This window comes from Pseudomonas sp. R3-18-08 (assembly GCF_003852065.1).
GTDB lineage: Bacteria > Pseudomonadota > Gammaproteobacteria > Pseudomonadales > Pseudomonadaceae > Aquipseudomonas.
Map to the genome: position 1 here is coordinate 1,243,792 of NZ_CP027729.1, position 14,810 is coordinate 1,258,601.

The 14,810-nt window shown below is 60.4% G+C and carries 8 protein-coding genes; 6 read left to right on the forward strand and 2 right to left on the reverse strand.

What is annotated here, in order from left to right; genetic code table 11:
* Nucleotides 1-9 precede the first annotated feature (9 nt).
* The 5 genes from C4J92_RS05620 to C4J92_RS05640 all read left to right on the forward strand — a co-directional run bounded on the left by C4J92_RS05620 (nucleotide 10) and on the right by C4J92_RS05640 (nucleotide 4,516).
* Nucleotides 10-1,215: a hypothetical protein gene (locus C4J92_RS05620; RefSeq protein ID WP_305955733.1), complete on the forward strand. Its 1,206-nt coding sequence runs from the start codon at nucleotides 10-12 to the stop codon at nucleotides 1,213-1,215.
* 11 nt (nucleotides 1,216-1,226) lie between these two features.
* Complete coding sequence (locus C4J92_RS05625) at nucleotides 1,227-1,964, forward strand: molecular chaperone (protein WP_124403206.1); 738 nt, start codon at nucleotides 1,227-1,229, stop codon at nucleotides 1,962-1,964.
* Entirely contained in the window at nucleotides 1,964-2,473 is a 510-nt protein-coding gene (locus tag C4J92_RS05630) for a CS1 type fimbrial major subunit (protein WP_124403207.1), read from the forward strand. Before C4J92_RS05625 ends, C4J92_RS05630 begins: the two co-directional genes overlap by 1 nt.
* A gap of 25 nt (nucleotides 2,474-2,498) precedes the next feature.
* Nucleotides 2,499-3,224, forward strand: a complete 726-nt coding sequence (locus C4J92_RS05635; RefSeq protein ID WP_124403208.1) for a molecular chaperone — start codon at nucleotides 2,499-2,501, stop codon at nucleotides 3,222-3,224.
* Nucleotides 3,225-3,289: 65 nt separating this feature from the next.
* On the forward strand, nucleotides 3,290-4,516 hold the full coding sequence (locus C4J92_RS05640) for a hypothetical protein (RefSeq protein WP_256657457.1): 1,227 nt from the start codon (nucleotides 3,290-3,292) through the stop codon (nucleotides 4,514-4,516).
* 48 nt (nucleotides 4,517-4,564) lie between these two features.
* Here C4J92_RS05640 and C4J92_RS05645 read toward each other — a convergent pair whose 3' ends face one another.
* Both C4J92_RS05645 and C4J92_RS05650 read right to left on the reverse strand, forming a co-directional pair.
* Nucleotides 4,565-9,658, reverse strand: a complete 5,094-nt coding sequence (locus tag C4J92_RS05645) for an NEL-type E3 ubiquitin ligase domain-containing protein (RefSeq protein WP_124403209.1) — start codon at nucleotides 9,656-9,658, stop codon at nucleotides 4,565-4,567.
* Between the two features lie 62 nt (nucleotides 9,659-9,720).
* Nucleotides 9,721-12,891 carry a transglycosylase domain-containing protein gene (locus C4J92_RS05650; RefSeq protein WP_124403210.1) on the reverse strand — a complete coding sequence of 1,057 codons (3,171 nt, stop codon included), beginning with the start codon at nucleotides 12,889-12,891 and terminating at the stop codon, nucleotides 9,721-9,723.
* 376 nt (nucleotides 12,892-13,267) lie between these two features.
* Here C4J92_RS05650 and C4J92_RS05655 point away from each other — a divergent pair, with 376 nt between their 5' ends.
* Complete coding sequence (locus C4J92_RS05655) at nucleotides 13,268-14,680, forward strand: amino acid permease (protein ID WP_124403211.1); 1,413 nt, start codon at nucleotides 13,268-13,270, stop codon at nucleotides 14,678-14,680.
* Nucleotides 14,681-14,810: the final 130 nt, after the last annotated feature.

Below are 14,810 nucleotides of genomic sequence, written 5' to 3' on the forward strand. Positions count from 1 at the left end.
TCCCTCAGCATGAAAACCATGAGCGCACTGTTTAGTCAGGTTGTGGCCGTGGCAGCGGCCCTGTTGTTCAGCTCGTCGGCGCCAGCCGTTACTGAAGAGATCACGGCAGTGTTCCGTCCGGATCCCGGCAACCCGATGGTGAACCAGTTTGAGAACACCACGCCGCCTGGAGGGTATTGCCGTGATCACCCGACGTATTGTCAAAATGGGGTGTTCAGCATCAATTTTCCGATCAACTTCAACGCCGTCGTTCCGATTCAGCCTTTGGACCAGATACGTAACGGGCCGATGTTCCAAGTCCCTTCTTCGTTAACGGCAGTGACTGTCCGACACCGGGAAAAGGGGCATACAGAGCAGGTTCTGTTGCGGGTCAGCGGTATAGGCGGAGCCCATGAGCAGACGCAGCCACTGCATGAGGGTACATGGGAGGGGGGCAACTGGGTCAATGCTCCATCCCCGTGTCAATATGGCGGCGTAGGGTATGGCAACGCTTACTATTACGGGTTTTTCTGGCGGGTACCTCCAGGCGCCGGTGTTTGCTTTAAGCGCCCTACGCACATCCTCCCTGACTTCAAATACTCGAACTTGAGTATTTCCTATGAACTGATCACACCGAACCCTCTGGGTATGTTATCGGGCACTTATGAGGGGACTCATACTTTTCTGATCGGCCCTGGCCAGGACTTCGACATGGGTGACGTCATGTTGCCCGACGACAACGTATTAACGCTCAACTTCGTTCTGGACGTGGAGCACGCCCTTAAGGTCGAGCTTCCTGCGGGCGGTAATCGTATTGAGTTGGTCCCTCAGGGCGGCTGGCAAACCTGGTTGAACCAGGGCCGCAAACCCGCGCGGTTGTTCCGCGATCAGACTTTCAACATCTACGTGTCGTCGCGTTTCAAGATGCAGTTGGAGTGCGAGCGTGTAATCGGCGACACCTGCGCCTTGAAAAACGGTGACGGCCACAAGGTCCCCCTGGATATCAGCGTAAGCCTTCCCCACGGCCTGACTCGTCCCGATGGCTCCGGTGTTGATCGTCAACCTTTGCTCTTGAGCGGTGCTGGTACCGAGGAGTTCCAGCCAGGGTTCTACGTCAATCACCGCCCGGGAACGCTGCATTTTGAGGTCAAGAAAGAACATGCCGACACGATGGTGGCGCAGGGAGGCACCACCTATTCGGGGCAGGTGACGGTCGTTTGGGATTCGGAGCTTTGAGGTATATGTCCATGAAACATCTATTCGTGCTGTGCGCGCTCTGCTGGCTGCCGCTGTCACAGGCCGTGCCGAATATCAATGTCGGGGTGTTCTACGACTACCTCGACGGCGATAAATCCACCTACCTCAAGCGTGTCTTCAATGGCGGCGACAGCACGGCGTTTATCAAGGTCACGGTGATGGAAATTGTCTACAACGCTGACGGTACGTCTGAGGAAGTGGAGCTTAAGAGCAACGCCGACAACACCGCCCGCGACGGTCTGATGGCCACCCCGGCGCGCATGATCGTACCGGCCAATGGCATGCAGAGCACCCGCTTGCTGTACCTGGGCGAGCGCGAAAGCGAACGCTATTTTCGCCTGCGCTTCGTGCCGGTAATGCCCGAAAAAGACGATGAGTTTGGCGTCTCCAGCGACGATCGCGAGGCCTACAAAAACAGCCTGTCGGCAGGCGTCACGGTGTTGGCGGGATTCGGCACGGTGTTTTTCGTGCGCCCCAAAACCACCCGGTTTGACACGCGCGCCGAAGAGCGTGAGGGCGAGTACGGGTTGCGCAACGCGGGCAACAGCGTGGTAGTAGTCGATGAGTTCAAGGACTGCTCTACCGCTGAACCCCAGGACTGCCAGCCCACTACCAAGAGCCACATCCTGCCCGGTCGCGATTTCAGCTTTACCAAGCAGGCCGGTCGTACCTACCGCTTTACCTTGATCGAAGGCGGCGAGAAAAACACACATGAGGTCAAAGGCTGATGGTCATTGAGAGAGCCCATGCGGGCAAATTCCGCAAGGTCGTCCTGGGGATGTTGTTGGTGATCGGGGTGTTGCTCAGTGCCCAGGCCTTGGCCATTCGCGAAGTGCAGGTCTTCGACGTGTCGGTGACCATTCCCACCCGCGACTTTTATGTACTGCCGATCAACCCCGGATTCCTGGAGCGTGAGCAGGAAATGGCCTGGCAACTGGTGCCGGGCACCCTTAAACCGCTACGTGAACACTTCGATGTGAAGAACAGCGGCGGCGGCATTGCGGCGCGCCTGAACCAGGCGCCCGTGCTGTCCAACGGTCCTCGTTCGATTGCGTTGAACGTCACCTTCAACGGCCAGGTGTTGAGCCTGGACGAAACCCTGGTGGTGCCGGAAGCCGAAGCCCGTGCCGGTAAACGGGTGTTGTTGGAGATTGCCGCGGTAGAGCCTGAGGGCGGTTATACGCCGGGTGAATACTTTGGCAGCGTACATCTGCTGTTTGATGCGGTGAGGCCGTGATGTCGAGCGATTTAGCGAGGTGCTTATGAAATATCTATCTGCTGTATTGGTGTGCTGCCTGTGGTCCGTCAATGTCCAGGCCGGGCCGGCCATTCATGTCGGGGATTTTTACGACTACTTGAGTGGCGATAAAAACAACTACCTCAAGCGCATATTCAATGGCGGCACCAGTACCGCCTTCGTCAAGATCAACGTGACCGAGATGCTCTACAAGCCTGACGGCACGTATGACGAAGTCCCGATCAAGAACCAGTCGGACGCTCTGATCGCCAGCCCGGCGCGCCTGATCGTGCCGGCCACCGGCATGCAGAACACGCGCTTTGTGTTTATGGGCGAACGTGACCGCGAGCGTTACTTCCGGGTGCGCTACCTGCCCGTAGCGCCGGAGAAAGACGACGAGTTCCTGGCCACGGAAGAGGAGCGCAAGGCTTATGAGGACAAGATCGCGGGCGGCGTGCGGGTGATGGCCGGCTACGGCACGGTATTTTTCGTGCGGCCCAAGGACAGCCGTTATGACACTCGGATCGAAAACGGTGGCCGCAACTACACCTTGCGCAACGCCGGCAACACGGTGGTGGTGGTGGATGAGTTCAAGGACTGTTCGGCCAGCAATCGAACCGATTGTGCACCCACTACCAAAAACCACATCTTCCCGGGGCGGGTGTTCAGTTTCGAGAAACAGGCCGGGCGCGTGTACCGCTTTCATGTGGTGGAAGGCGGGACTGACAGGATTGTGGAAGTAAAGGGCTGAATCGTCGCGGCCCAGTACCTGTACGTGTCGGCCTCGGTCAGGTGAATAACAAAGTAGGTAACGTCATGCCCATACGCAAAAAACTATCCGTCGCGCTGATGCTGGCAGCCAGTGTATTTTCGTGGCCTGCACAGGCTGCGGATCAGGAGATCCGGGCGACGTTCGTTCCCGATCCATCCAACCCGATGGTCAACCAATTTGAGAATAAAACGCCCCAGGCGGGCGTCTGCGCTCAGTGGATGGCGGCCCGTTGCAAGCAACTGGGTATTTTCAGTCTCAGGCTTCCACAGCTTGCGTTCGTTACGGGAACGGGGATTGAAGCGAACCATGAAGACCCGAGACAAGGCTTCATGCTCACAGTGCCTTCCAGTTGGCGGGATGTGGAGGTGGTCCACGGGTCCGGCGACACAGAAATCGTGCAGATGCGGATTGCCGGTGTCGGTGGCGGCTGGAATATGTCCTATCCGCCGGGGGTGAGTGCCTGGGCGCGCCCAGGGGTGCCCTGGCAGTCGGCGTGGCAGTCCGCCCCGGCTCCCTGCGTGAGTACCAACTTTCTCGTGGCGGCTCTCGCCTATGCCCAGTTTTTCTGGCTGACGCCCGAGGGCGCCGGGGCATGTGCAAGGACACCGTCGGTGACGATTCCTCACTTCCGCTGGAGCGGGCTCGACTATGCGTATGAACTGCGTACCCCCAACCCGTTGACCATGCAGACCGGTGAGTACCGTGGCGCGTTGTCTTACACCATTGGCAGGGGCATGGACTTTGATATGGGGGATGAACTGAGCCCCAATATCGACAGGGTGACGCTCAATTTTGTCCTGAGTGTGGTACATGCCCTCAAGGTCGATATCCCTCCGGGGGGTAACCGCATCGAGTTGGTCCCCCAGGGGGGGTGGCAAAACTGGCTCAATCATGGACGTACGCCGTCGCGGCTGTTTCGCGATCAAACCTTTGTGATCGCCGCCAGTTCGCGTTTCAAGATGCAACTTGAATGCTCCCTTATTGCAGGCAATACCTGTGGTTTGCGCAATAACAATGGCGATGAGGTACCCGTGCAGGTTGCCGTCAGCCTGCCCTATGGCTTGGCCGGTCAGGACGATCAGGCGGTCAGCCGTCGCCCCTTGCGCCTCGACGGCATCGGTACCGAGCTGTTCCATCCGCGCTATTACGTCAATGATCGGCCAGGCACCCTGCACTTTGAGGTGACCAGGGATGACGTGGCCGAAATGCTCAAGCAGCCGGGCAGTACCTATTCGGGCATGGTCACGGTGATCTGGGACTCCGAGGTGTAATGCTCTGCGGGTGAAACAGTGACCGGCAGTGGCTTGTGACGCGTTCGGTTATTCGTACGCGTCCAGCAGTGCCTGTCGCGTCAAACGGCGCGCCAATTCGTTGTAGTCATCCTGGATGTCACTGTAAAGCCGTTGCACGGTGGCATCGGAGAAGGGTTCTTCGGCCAGCACCACGGTATGGGGGATCGTCAGTTCATTGGCCAGCGTGATGATCTGTTCGCGCAAACGTGCCTTGCGCTCAGGCGTCACCTCGGCGCCGATCCATTCCGTGTGGGCATCCCGTAGATCCTCCAGTTGGTTGCCGGCGTGTGTGCGTTTCTCGGCTTGAGCCTTGAACGCTTCCAGATGGGCGTCATGCAGGTAGTCGGCCCAGAACGGTTGCTCAAGAATGCCGTTGACCAGGCCGTCGCCCTGGGACAGCTCGATAACCTGGCGCACCGCAGTATCCAGATGTTCTTGAGTCAGCCCAGCCGTGTTGCGGTAGACCATGTGTTCGGACAGCCACGGCAGGTCGAGACGGCGTTTGAGCCCGGTTTGGTAGGCGAGGTACACCTGCACGTCATCGACCTGGTTTTCACCGCTGCCAAACGCCTGGCCCAATCCGCCCTCGCTTTCTGGCGCGATGCGATGCTGGATTTCCTTGTGGGCGATTTGGTTGATCTGCTCCAGGCGCCAGGTCTGTTTGGCCAGTGTCACCAGGTGACGTTCGAGGTGAGGGCTGTTGTCATTGCGGATGATTTCCAGCAGGGTTTCCACGCCGATGCGGTTGAACGTATGGGCCCCGGCATCCGCGCACAGGGACGGTGCGCCGGCCAAACTGAATATCCGCTCGCGAAACCCGGTGTTCTCATAGGCACGAAACACCACCTGCCAGACTCGCTGGGAGAGGTCCTCGCGACCTTGTTCAAACAACTGCGCATCGATTTCGGTTTGAAAACCTGCAGGCGGCTGCAACAGTCTGAACACCTCGAACAAACCCTGGGAGCCGTGTTCCGCTTCCACCTCGTCCCACACCTTCTGTGCCGTGGTGCGCTGTTCAGGTGTCAGGCCAACCATCCAGAATTGGCTGTCGGTTTTACCGCCGCGAGGCGTGGTGCGGTAAGGGTCGATCCCCTGGGCCCGGCGATAACTGACGAAGCGTTGTTCATCCTCGAATTCAAGCCTGGTCATATCCAGCCAACTGTTGGCCACAATCCTGGCGGCGGGAGTTTCTGGCGCAAACACGGGGACGGTGTTGATCGCCGTGTTTCTCAGGTCCAGCTCCAGCAGAGCGGGCCTCGGGCTTTCCAGCCCTTGCGGCCATTGAGTGATACCGGTTCTGTTGAGTATCAGCAGGCGCAGCTCCGGCATTTGGCTGACATCCGGTGGGGTTTCCAGGCGGGTATTACCTTCCAGATTCAACGCGCGCAACTGTGGGCATTGTTTAAGCGTGGCGTGGTCGGAGGGCGACCATGCAATAGGGTTGTCACCCAGGTTCAGGGCGGTCAGGCCGTTCATGGGCAATATCTGCGACGGCACCTTGTCGAGACGATTGGCCGACAGGTCCAGGTTGCGCAGGTTGTGGAAATTATCGAGAAAGGGTAATTCGCGATCGCCCAGCGCTGAGCCGCTGAGCTTCAAGCGGGTGACATGACTGAAGTCTGCTCGCAGTGGTCCCAGGCGTTCCAGGTGAAGACCCAGGGCCAGCCCGTTCAAGTCCAGCAGGGTACCGCGGGTTTTCGCTTCCATCGGTTGCATGCGCAGGTAGGCACCGTCTTCCCAGCAGGCAGTCAACTCATGGATGACCTGGTTTCGAGTGTGTATTTCAAGCAGGGCTTGATCGGTGCTTGCCATGGGATCTACGAGTGGTTTTTTGCGGAACCTGTTCATGTCTTCGTGCAGCGTCGCATGGTCAGCTTCAAGTGTGCCGAGCAGTTGCTCGCCTTGCATAGTGCTCAGGTGGGGCAGCACTTTCTGGATCTGTTCCTCAGTCAAACGCGGGCACAGCTTCATCAGCGTTTCCCGAGGGGTCGGCGGCTGTGGGGGTTGCCTCAGGACCCATCGACGGAAAGCCCCCCACATGGGTTTTTGCAGTAAGTGTTGTGTGGTGCGCTGCTCAGCCGGGGATAGCGGGCTGTCCGCTATCACGCTGCGGCGTTCGGCCGGTGGCGCCAGTTGCGCTTTGAGCCATTCCTTGAAGTTCGCGCCTTGACCTGGCCGGTAGTCAAGCGTGTCCGTGGGGACCACGCGCAACAACGCTTCATAAAAGCTGTACTGCGGCGGGGGAGTGGAAGGCGACGCAGCGTGCAGTTGGTAACGACCCTGGCCCTTGTACAGGAGTATTTTTTTTGTGCCCGCGTCGGCCGGCCCCACCTGGCAACGCAGGCTGCCGCTGGGCGTCTGATCGTGAATGGCAATGTTCAAGTCGCCCAGGGCATCGGTGTGCAGGCGCACGATATTGAGGGCCATGCGCTCGGTGTCCGGGGTCAGCAAGGCGTCTTGGTAGAGGCCTTCACTGGCATGGCTGGCGCGGACTTCATTGGCCAGTTCCCGGGCCAGGTTTTTCAGGCGCAAGGGGATGCGCCGTTCACGGCTCATCACGCTCGATTCTTGTGGCGAGGTGCGCAGCAGTAACGTGACCACCAGGTCTTTGGGCAATAGCGCAAACTGCTGTTGAATCAGTCGGCCCTGCGGGGTATTGAGCGCTTCATGGGTGCTGTAAAGGTGGTTGAACACGCTGGTGTTCTGCTGCACCAACTCATTGGCCAGGCGCTCACGCAGCGCCATGACGGGTTCGGGCACGGTTTGCGCGCCGGGCGCTGCAAGCAAGGCCATCCGCTCGGTGTCGCTCAGGAACGCGATGACCTGTTCGAACCACTGGCCGGCTTCCACAGCCTGATAGCTGAGGCGCAAAGTGTTGGCAGCGCTGGCGTCAGTGCCGCCGTAGACGATGGAGTGGCCGGTCAAGTCGCTGTTGACGAACACCCGGATGGCTTTGTTTGCCGGCCAACCCTGGAGTTCGGTAGTGGTTTGCACCGTCCAGTTGGTCGGCAGGTCCGCACTGGCCCCGGTGCGAACCTGCTGCGGAGCACTTTCGAGTTGCTGGCGCAGCTTTATCCGCTTGAGGCTGTCGGCCAATAGCGGCGGTGGGGTGTCGCGTTGGGCATACATCATGCGCAAGGCGTCATCGTGGGTGCCGCTGGTCTGGCAGGCCTGTTCAAGTTGGGCGGGGCTGAGGTCCTCCACCGCAGGCCCGAGGCGCCGACGCAGCGTCTCGCTGTCCCAGGTGTTGGGGGCCTCGCCCTCATGGATCCACGCGCCACTGGGGTGATGCTCGATGCTGGGTGAATAGGCGTCGGGACGGGTGGGATGCTTGATGCGATGGGTTTGGTGGCTGGCGTCGTGTTCGATGACGTAGTGCCGGTTATCCAGCGGCAGGACTTTCTGGTTCTGGTGCGTATGCAGGCCCAGTTCATCGGGCTGAGAATCGCTCGCCAGCTGCAGGTTGTCGTGGGCGTAAGGCGCCAGGTCCGGGTTCCACAGGCGCTGTTGCCCGTCGACTTCAACCGCGCGCAAATTGTCGACGAAGAGCGAGCGTTTGAACGCGCTCGCGACTTCTCCACCGGCGGCGAAGAGTGCCAGTTGGATCGTATCGGTTGCGACCGTGACGAGGTGTTCGGCGGCTTCTATAAACTGCCCTTCGGCCAGGTCTACCACGCCTTCGATCACATCGCTGGTCAGTTGGTAGGCGGTGTATGCCAACATCAGCTCGCCGAGAAACGGCACGAACGGAGTGATGACCAGCAGCGCGACATTGAAAATATCCGAGAGGATTTTTGTGAAGTTGTCCCACCAGGCCCAGCGCTCTGTTCTGTCGGCGTCGGCCGTAGGCACGGCGATGCTGCGTGCGTCGTTGAATATCTTGTTGAAGGATTGCTGGTAGCGGTATTCCCATAGATCGCCCTCGATGACGGGCGAGGAGAAGCGCAGGTTGGGATTGTCCAGCGGCGCTTCCCGCCATTGAGGGCGCGGGTCCAGTGGCTGCGCCGGGTGCCACCGAACGTTGGACAGCCGCTGATTGAGTCCGGCAAAGAAATGCCCGCGTTGATTATGGTCGACAAACTGGCTGAAGAACTGTTGGTAGGTTTGCCCCTGGCGAGACGGTATCGACGCATTGGTTTGCAGCTTGCGGGTCAGGTCGAGCATGAACGCAAGGCTGGAGGTGTATTCCTTGACCGGACTCTCGGGGTCATGGGGGATGTAGGCGATCAGTTTCGAGGCGCTGGAAACCCGATCCAGGTCAGCGGCGATCAACAGGATACCGCTCAGTGAAGCATCGAGGATGTGCAGTTGATAGAACCGCATCACGCCCCGTTCACCGCGCAACGCGCGCATCAACACGTGGTAGGTCGCGGCACTCAGGTCCGCGACCTGTTGGCCGTCGGTGGGCAGGTAAGCCAGGTGTGCCGCCGCCTTGAGCGCGGCTTTCTGGCTGGCGATGACCTGGTTTTTCAAGGTGGTGCGAGCGCTGAGGTCCGTTGGCAGCAAGTAGTTGTTCAGGTGTTGTTGATAGCGTGCGCCGAGGTCCAGTTCACGGCACGAGGCCTTGAACTGTGGGATGGACATCGTGTCGCTCAACGCCAGGGGCTGGAAGTGGCCACGGTAGTCGGGACGGGTGATATAGCTGGAGTCGCTTTCGAAGGATTCCCCGACGGCAAAGTTCTGCAAGGCCGCGTCGAGCAATGACACCTTGCGGCCGGTCACGCCCTTGAAAAAACTGTGGGCGTACCAAGGCAGTTTCTTGGCGATATACAGGTGCAGAAACGTTGCTTTGACGTCCAGGTCAAGGTGGTACTTGTCCAGAATGGCTTGTTTGAGCAGGGGTTCGGCAAAGGCATACACGTCCTGTATGTCGCGCAGTTGTCGGTCCACGGCGTTTTGCGTCCGCCAGCCTTCAGCATTGGCCGCCTGCAGGGCTTGATGCTCTGCGGGGAGGGCGCGGGTGTAAGCGGGCAGTCGAGAAAGGTCGGCGGCGCTCATCTGATGGGCCCGGGCCAGGGAGGTCGTGGCAAGCCAGTCCGGAATTGTTTGTTTGATCAAGTCATAGTGAGGGCCTTTATAGGCGCGCGCAGGCGTGCTGGAAGGCAGTAAACGTATAGGCATCAAGTTGAACTCGTTAAGTGGCTCGAGTGCTTAGCCTATCCGTCGAAATCAACAACAAACGTTCAATATATTGCAGCTAAGTTGGGACTGAAATGTGCGGGTTGTTCGGTGTGCGAATGCAGAATTTGTGCACTGAATGTGCCGGGCTCCCCCGGCTGGCACTGCGTCCGGCTGCCGGGTTGCAGATAAGGGCTGAGCAGCGGCGCCATGCCCTTGAGCACTTGCACCGGCAATGCCGAGGTGAAGGTGAAGCCTTGGGCCGAGGCGCCGGGGACGAATGCGGTCAGCGTGCCGAAATGGCGGTCGCCGATATAGAACACAAAGGTGGCGGTGCGGTTGATCGCCTTGGAGCTGAGTAGGCGCCCGCCGGCACCGATTGCTTCGATGCGGTTGTCGCCGGTGCCGGTCTTGCCGCCCATGGCCAGGGGTGTGCCGTCAGCCAGTTTGAAGCTGCCGGCCACACGTTTTGCGGTACCGGCATCCACCACCTGGGACAACGCCTCGCGCAAGGCGTTGGCGACTTCACTGGGCATGACCCGCTTGCCTCGGTCCGGGTTGTTGACCAGGCGGGTTTCATACGGGGTGCCGGCGGCAAAGTGCAGGCTGTCGATACGCACGGTCGGCTCGCGCACGCCGTCATTGAGAATGATCCCGACCAGCTCCGCCAGGGCCGCCGGGCGGTCTCCCGAGCTGCCAATGGCGGTGGCCAGGGACGGCACCAGGTGATCGAACGGGTAGCCCACAGCCTGCCAGCGTTGATGAATATCCAGGAACGCTTCGATCTCCAGCATGGTGCGGATGCGACTGTCGCGGGCGCTCTTGTGGCGGCTCTTGAACAGCCAGCCGTAGACTTCCTGGCGTTCGTGCTCACTGGCGGCGACGGCCTGGGTGAAGGTGGCGTCGGGGTGGTTCAGCAGGTAACCGAGCAGCCACAAATCCAGTGGATGGACCTTGGCGATATAGCCTTGGTCCGGCAGGTCGTAGGCGCCGGGACCGTAATCCTTGTAGAGCTTGGCCAGGCGTTCATCGGTGAGTTTTTCCGGGGCCTTGGTGGGCAGGTGCGCGCGCACGAAACGGTTGAAGCTGTCCTGGTTGGCCTGGGGCAGCAGATAACGGTGCACCGCGGCCAGGCGCATGGCGGTGGGGTGCATGCTGTCGAGAAAGGTGTCGAGCCGGGCCTGGGTGTCTTTGTTGCGGTAGCGCTTCCAGAAGCGCAGCAGGAAGGTGGTGCCCTCGCGGTCGGCGAATTGCGCCAGGTACTCCTGGCGGCGTGGGTCGCTGTCGTCCTTGAGCAACTCGGCGCTGCTGTTGGGGCCCTGATAGGTGCTGTAGCGCACCAGGTCGCGCATCAGGCGAATGAACGGCAGGTTGATCGACTCACGCAGGGCCTCGCGCAGCGTGGGGTTACGCCCGTTGTCTTCGTTGCGAAAGTTATTGAAGTGATGCAGGCCGCCACCGGTGAAAAAGCGTTCGCCGGGGCTGGCCGAATATTGCCGCTCGAGCGCCGCGTCGAGCATCTTCGGCAGGCTCCGGTCGCGGTTTTGCGCCAGGTAATCCACGGCCCAGCGCGACAGGCGATCCTGCTCGTCGACGCTGATCTTTTTCAGCTCGGCGGGGGGCTGGTCGGCATAACGATCGTGCAGTTCGCTGATGATTTGCAGGTAGGTGGTCAGCACCCGCAGCTTGGCGGTGGAGCCCAGTTCCAGTTTGCTGCTCTCGTTGATATCGAAGGGTTGGTCGGTGTTGTCGGTCTGTACCCGCACCCGTGCGCCATCGGCGGTCATCTCATAGAGCGTGAAGCTGTAGCGCACTTGCGCGGTGCTGGCGGGCGTCAACAGGCGTGGGCCGAGCAAGCCGATTTGCCCGGCGAAGGCGGGGTCGGCCAGGTGCTTGAGGTAGGTGGTGGCTTGGGTTTGCAAGTCATCCTGCAAGGTGCTGGTGGCGGACAGGTCCAGGCGGTCGAGGTCGTACAGCGGGCGATTGAGCAGGGCGGCCAGGCGGCTGCGGGCAACACTGATGCCTTTGTTGGTTTCAATCGGTTGAATCGTCGGCTGTTGCAGCCAATCGCGATAGCTCACCTTGCTGGCCAGGGCGGCCTGTGCCAGGGCCGGGTCGATGACCGCGTTCTGCGCGAGCAGGCGAATGTGGCTGTCGGTCAGGTTCGCCAGTTCGGCGTGGCCCTTGGACAGGTAGTGCGAGGGCCTGCGCTGGGCGATCATCAATGACAACACTTCCCGCAGGGCCAGGCCTTTTTGCCCGAGGTTTTGCGTGCTGCTGTCGGCGAGCAGGGCGTTGGTGCGGTTGAAGTCGGCGCCGTGCCACACCCGCAACCCTTCGGCCAGGCCATGCACTTCACCGTGACCGGGCACGGCGGACAACGGCACGCTGTTGAGGTAGTCGCGCACGATATTGCGGCGTGCCTGCAAGGTCTGCGGACCATCCTGGTAGGCGCGTACGCTGGCGGAAAACATCTGCCGCAGTTTCTCGCCGCCCGACAGGGTCAGGCCGTCGGGGGAGTGACGGTACTTTTCCAGCTGGGTCGCGAGGGTGCTGCCACCGGCGGTCTGCCCGGGCAAATGCAGGAGCCTGGCCACTTGTGACCAGGCCGCTTTGGCGAAGCGCGGCCAGTCCACCGCCGGGTTGGCTTCGGGCTGAGCCGGGTCGAGCAGGTCGCGGTTCTCGATGAACAGCAGGCTGTTGACCACCACCGGCGGGATCGCGGCGAAGTTTTCGTACAGTTGTTGCGGATAGTTGTATTGGTAGAGCGGCACGGCGCGGCAGTCGGTGATGGACAGCCCGGCCTGGATTTTTTCCGCGTAGGGCACGAACAGGCCCTTGGTGCTGTAGTCCATCAATTCGGCCGAAAAGCGCGCCTGGGTTTCAATCACATAACCGCGTTTGAGCAAGCGTGGCAGGAACGTGCCGAGGTCGCTGTAACCGAGACGCCGGTCGAAGGGGCCGGCGCCGGGATAGGCGATTGCCGGGCTGGGGCCGGGCTCCAACCGATAGGTCAGGTCACGGGCCAGGCGGCTCAGTTCCTGGGCCTGCAGGCGTGAGGTGCGCAGCTCCTTGGCGACGGCAAACCCCAGGGCCGCCAGCGCCATCAACACAATCAACCAGAACAGGCGCCGTGCGTAACGAGGCCTGGGTTTATTTTTGGATAAAGGCGCTGGGTCCGAACTGCCATGTACTTTCGCAGCCTTGCTCGATTCGGTTTGCCACAGTGCGCCCATAGTCGATTGATCCCTTCACGCAGATAGATCGGACTTGCCTGAAGTTTAGTCGCTGATGGCTGGGTGTGAGGGAATTGTGTTTTGAGTGTAGGAATCTTCCGGTGGATCTGCAGTGGCGCCTCCGCGACGTTTTGTCGCCCGATGCAGGTCAGATGCTCCTGTAAAATTGCATTTTGACCAACGCTTCCCCTAAATTGCCTCGTTTTTATAGTGAAAGACCCTACTCCGGGCTTTTTATACTGCACGCCCCGTTGATCTTGCCTGGCAAGACGGGCCCGTCCATGAGGCGGCCCCGGTTTCAACAAGGGCGCAGGCTACCGGCTTGCACCGTGGAAACTCGACGGACAATCCAATAACAAGATGAGGTTGTATCCCTATGCCAGTCGGCAACCAACTGCCCCATGGCGAGACCGCTTCATGCGGCCCGCTCAAACGCGAATTGGGTGAACGGCATATTCGCCTGATGGCCCTCGGTGCCTGTATCGGTGTCGGCCTGTTCCTCGGCTCGGCCAAGGCCATCGAAATGGCCGGCCCGGCCATCATGCTGTCCTACATCATCGGTGGCCTGGCCATCCTGGTGATCATGCGTGCCCTCGGCGAGATGGCCGTACACAACCCGGTCGCCGGTTCCTTCAGCCGTTATGCACAGGACTACCTCGGCCCGTTGGCCGGTTTCCTGACCGGCTGGAACTACTGGTTCCTGTGGTTGGTGACCTGCGTCGCGGAAATCACCGCCGTGGCGGTGTACATGGGCGTCTGGTTCCCCGACACCCCGCGCTGGATCTGGGCCCTGGCGGCGCTGATCAGCATGGGCACCATCAACCTGATCGCGGTCAAGGCCTTCGGTGAGTTCGAATTCTGGTTCGCCCTGATCAAGATCGTCACCATCATTGCCATGGTAATCGGCGGCGTCGGCATCATCGCTTTCGGTTTCGGCAATGACGGCGTGGCGCTGGGCATTTCCAACCTGTGGACCCATGGCGGCTTCATGCCCAACGGCGTGCAAGGCGTATTGATGTCGTTGCAGATGGTGATGTTCGCCTACCTGGGCGTGGAGATGATCGGCCTCACCGCCGGTGAAGCGCGCAACCCGCAGAAGACCATCCCCAGCGCCATTGGCTCGGTGTTCTGGCGCATCCTGCTGTTCTATGTGGGCGCGTTGTTCGTCATCCTGTCGATCTACCCATGGAATGAAATCGGCACCCAGGGCAGCCCGTTCGTGATGACGTTCGAGCGCCTGGGTATCAAGACCGCAGCGGGCATCATCAACTTCGTGGTGATCACCGCCGCGCTGTCATCGTGCAACGGCGGTATCTTCAGCACCGGGCGCATGCTCTACAGCCTGGCGCAGAACGGCCAGGCGCCCGCGACGTTCGGCACCACCTCGAGCAATGGCGTGCCACGTAAAGCGCTGCTGCTGTCGATCTTTGCCTTGCTGCTGGGCGTGTTGCTCAACTATCTGGTGCCGGACCAGGTGTTCGTGTGGGTCACCTCCATCGCCACCTTCGGCGCGATCTGGACCTGGCTGATGATCCTGCTGGCCCAGCTCAAATTCCGCAAAGGCCTGAGCCCGGCCGAGCAGGCGGGCCTCAAGTACCGCATGTGGCTGTACCCGGTCAGCTCCTACCTGGCGCTGGCGTTCCTGGTGCTGGTGGTGGGCCTGATGGCTTACTTCCCGGACACCCGCGTGGCGCTGTATGTCGGGCCTGCGTTTTTGGTGTTGTTGACGGTGTTGTTCTACGTGTTCAAGTTGCAGCCGACCAATGGGGCGGTGCGTTCTGCAGCCTGAGGGCTTGCCTGGGATGGTGGTGTGTCAGTCACACCGCCATCGGGGGCAAGCCCCCTCCCACATTTAGACCTGCAGCGACAACGCGATTCGTGCTGGTCCTGATTGGGCGCATAGCATTGTCCTGATCGAA

Coding starts and splice junctions, on each gene's coding strand:
- C4J92_RS05625 (WP_124403206.1), top strand. CDS start 1,227: ATGAAACATCTATTCGTGCTGTGCGCGCTCTGCTGGCTGCCGCTGTCA.
- C4J92_RS05630 (WP_124403207.1), top strand. CDS start 1,964: ATGGTCATTGAGAGAGCCCATGCGGGCAAATTCCGCAAGGTCGTCCTG.
- C4J92_RS05640 (WP_256657457.1), top strand. CDS start 3,290: ATGCCCATACGCAAAAAACTATCCGTCGCGCTGATGCTGGCAGCCAGT.
- C4J92_RS05620 (WP_305955733.1), top strand. CDS start 10: ATGAAAACCATGAGCGCACTGTTTAGTCAGGTTGTGGCCGTGGCAGCG.
- C4J92_RS05645 (WP_124403209.1), bottom strand. CDS start 9,658: ATGCCTATACGTTTACTGCCTTCCAGCACGCCTGCGCGCGCCTATAAA.
- C4J92_RS05655 (WP_124403211.1), top strand. CDS start 13,268: ATGCCAGTCGGCAACCAACTGCCCCATGGCGAGACCGCTTCATGCGGC.
- C4J92_RS05635 (WP_124403208.1), top strand. CDS start 2,499: ATGAAATATCTATCTGCTGTATTGGTGTGCTGCCTGTGGTCCGTCAAT.
- C4J92_RS05650 (WP_124403210.1), bottom strand. CDS start 12,891: ATGGGCGCACTGTGGCAAACCGAATCGAGCAAGGCTGCGAAAGTACAT.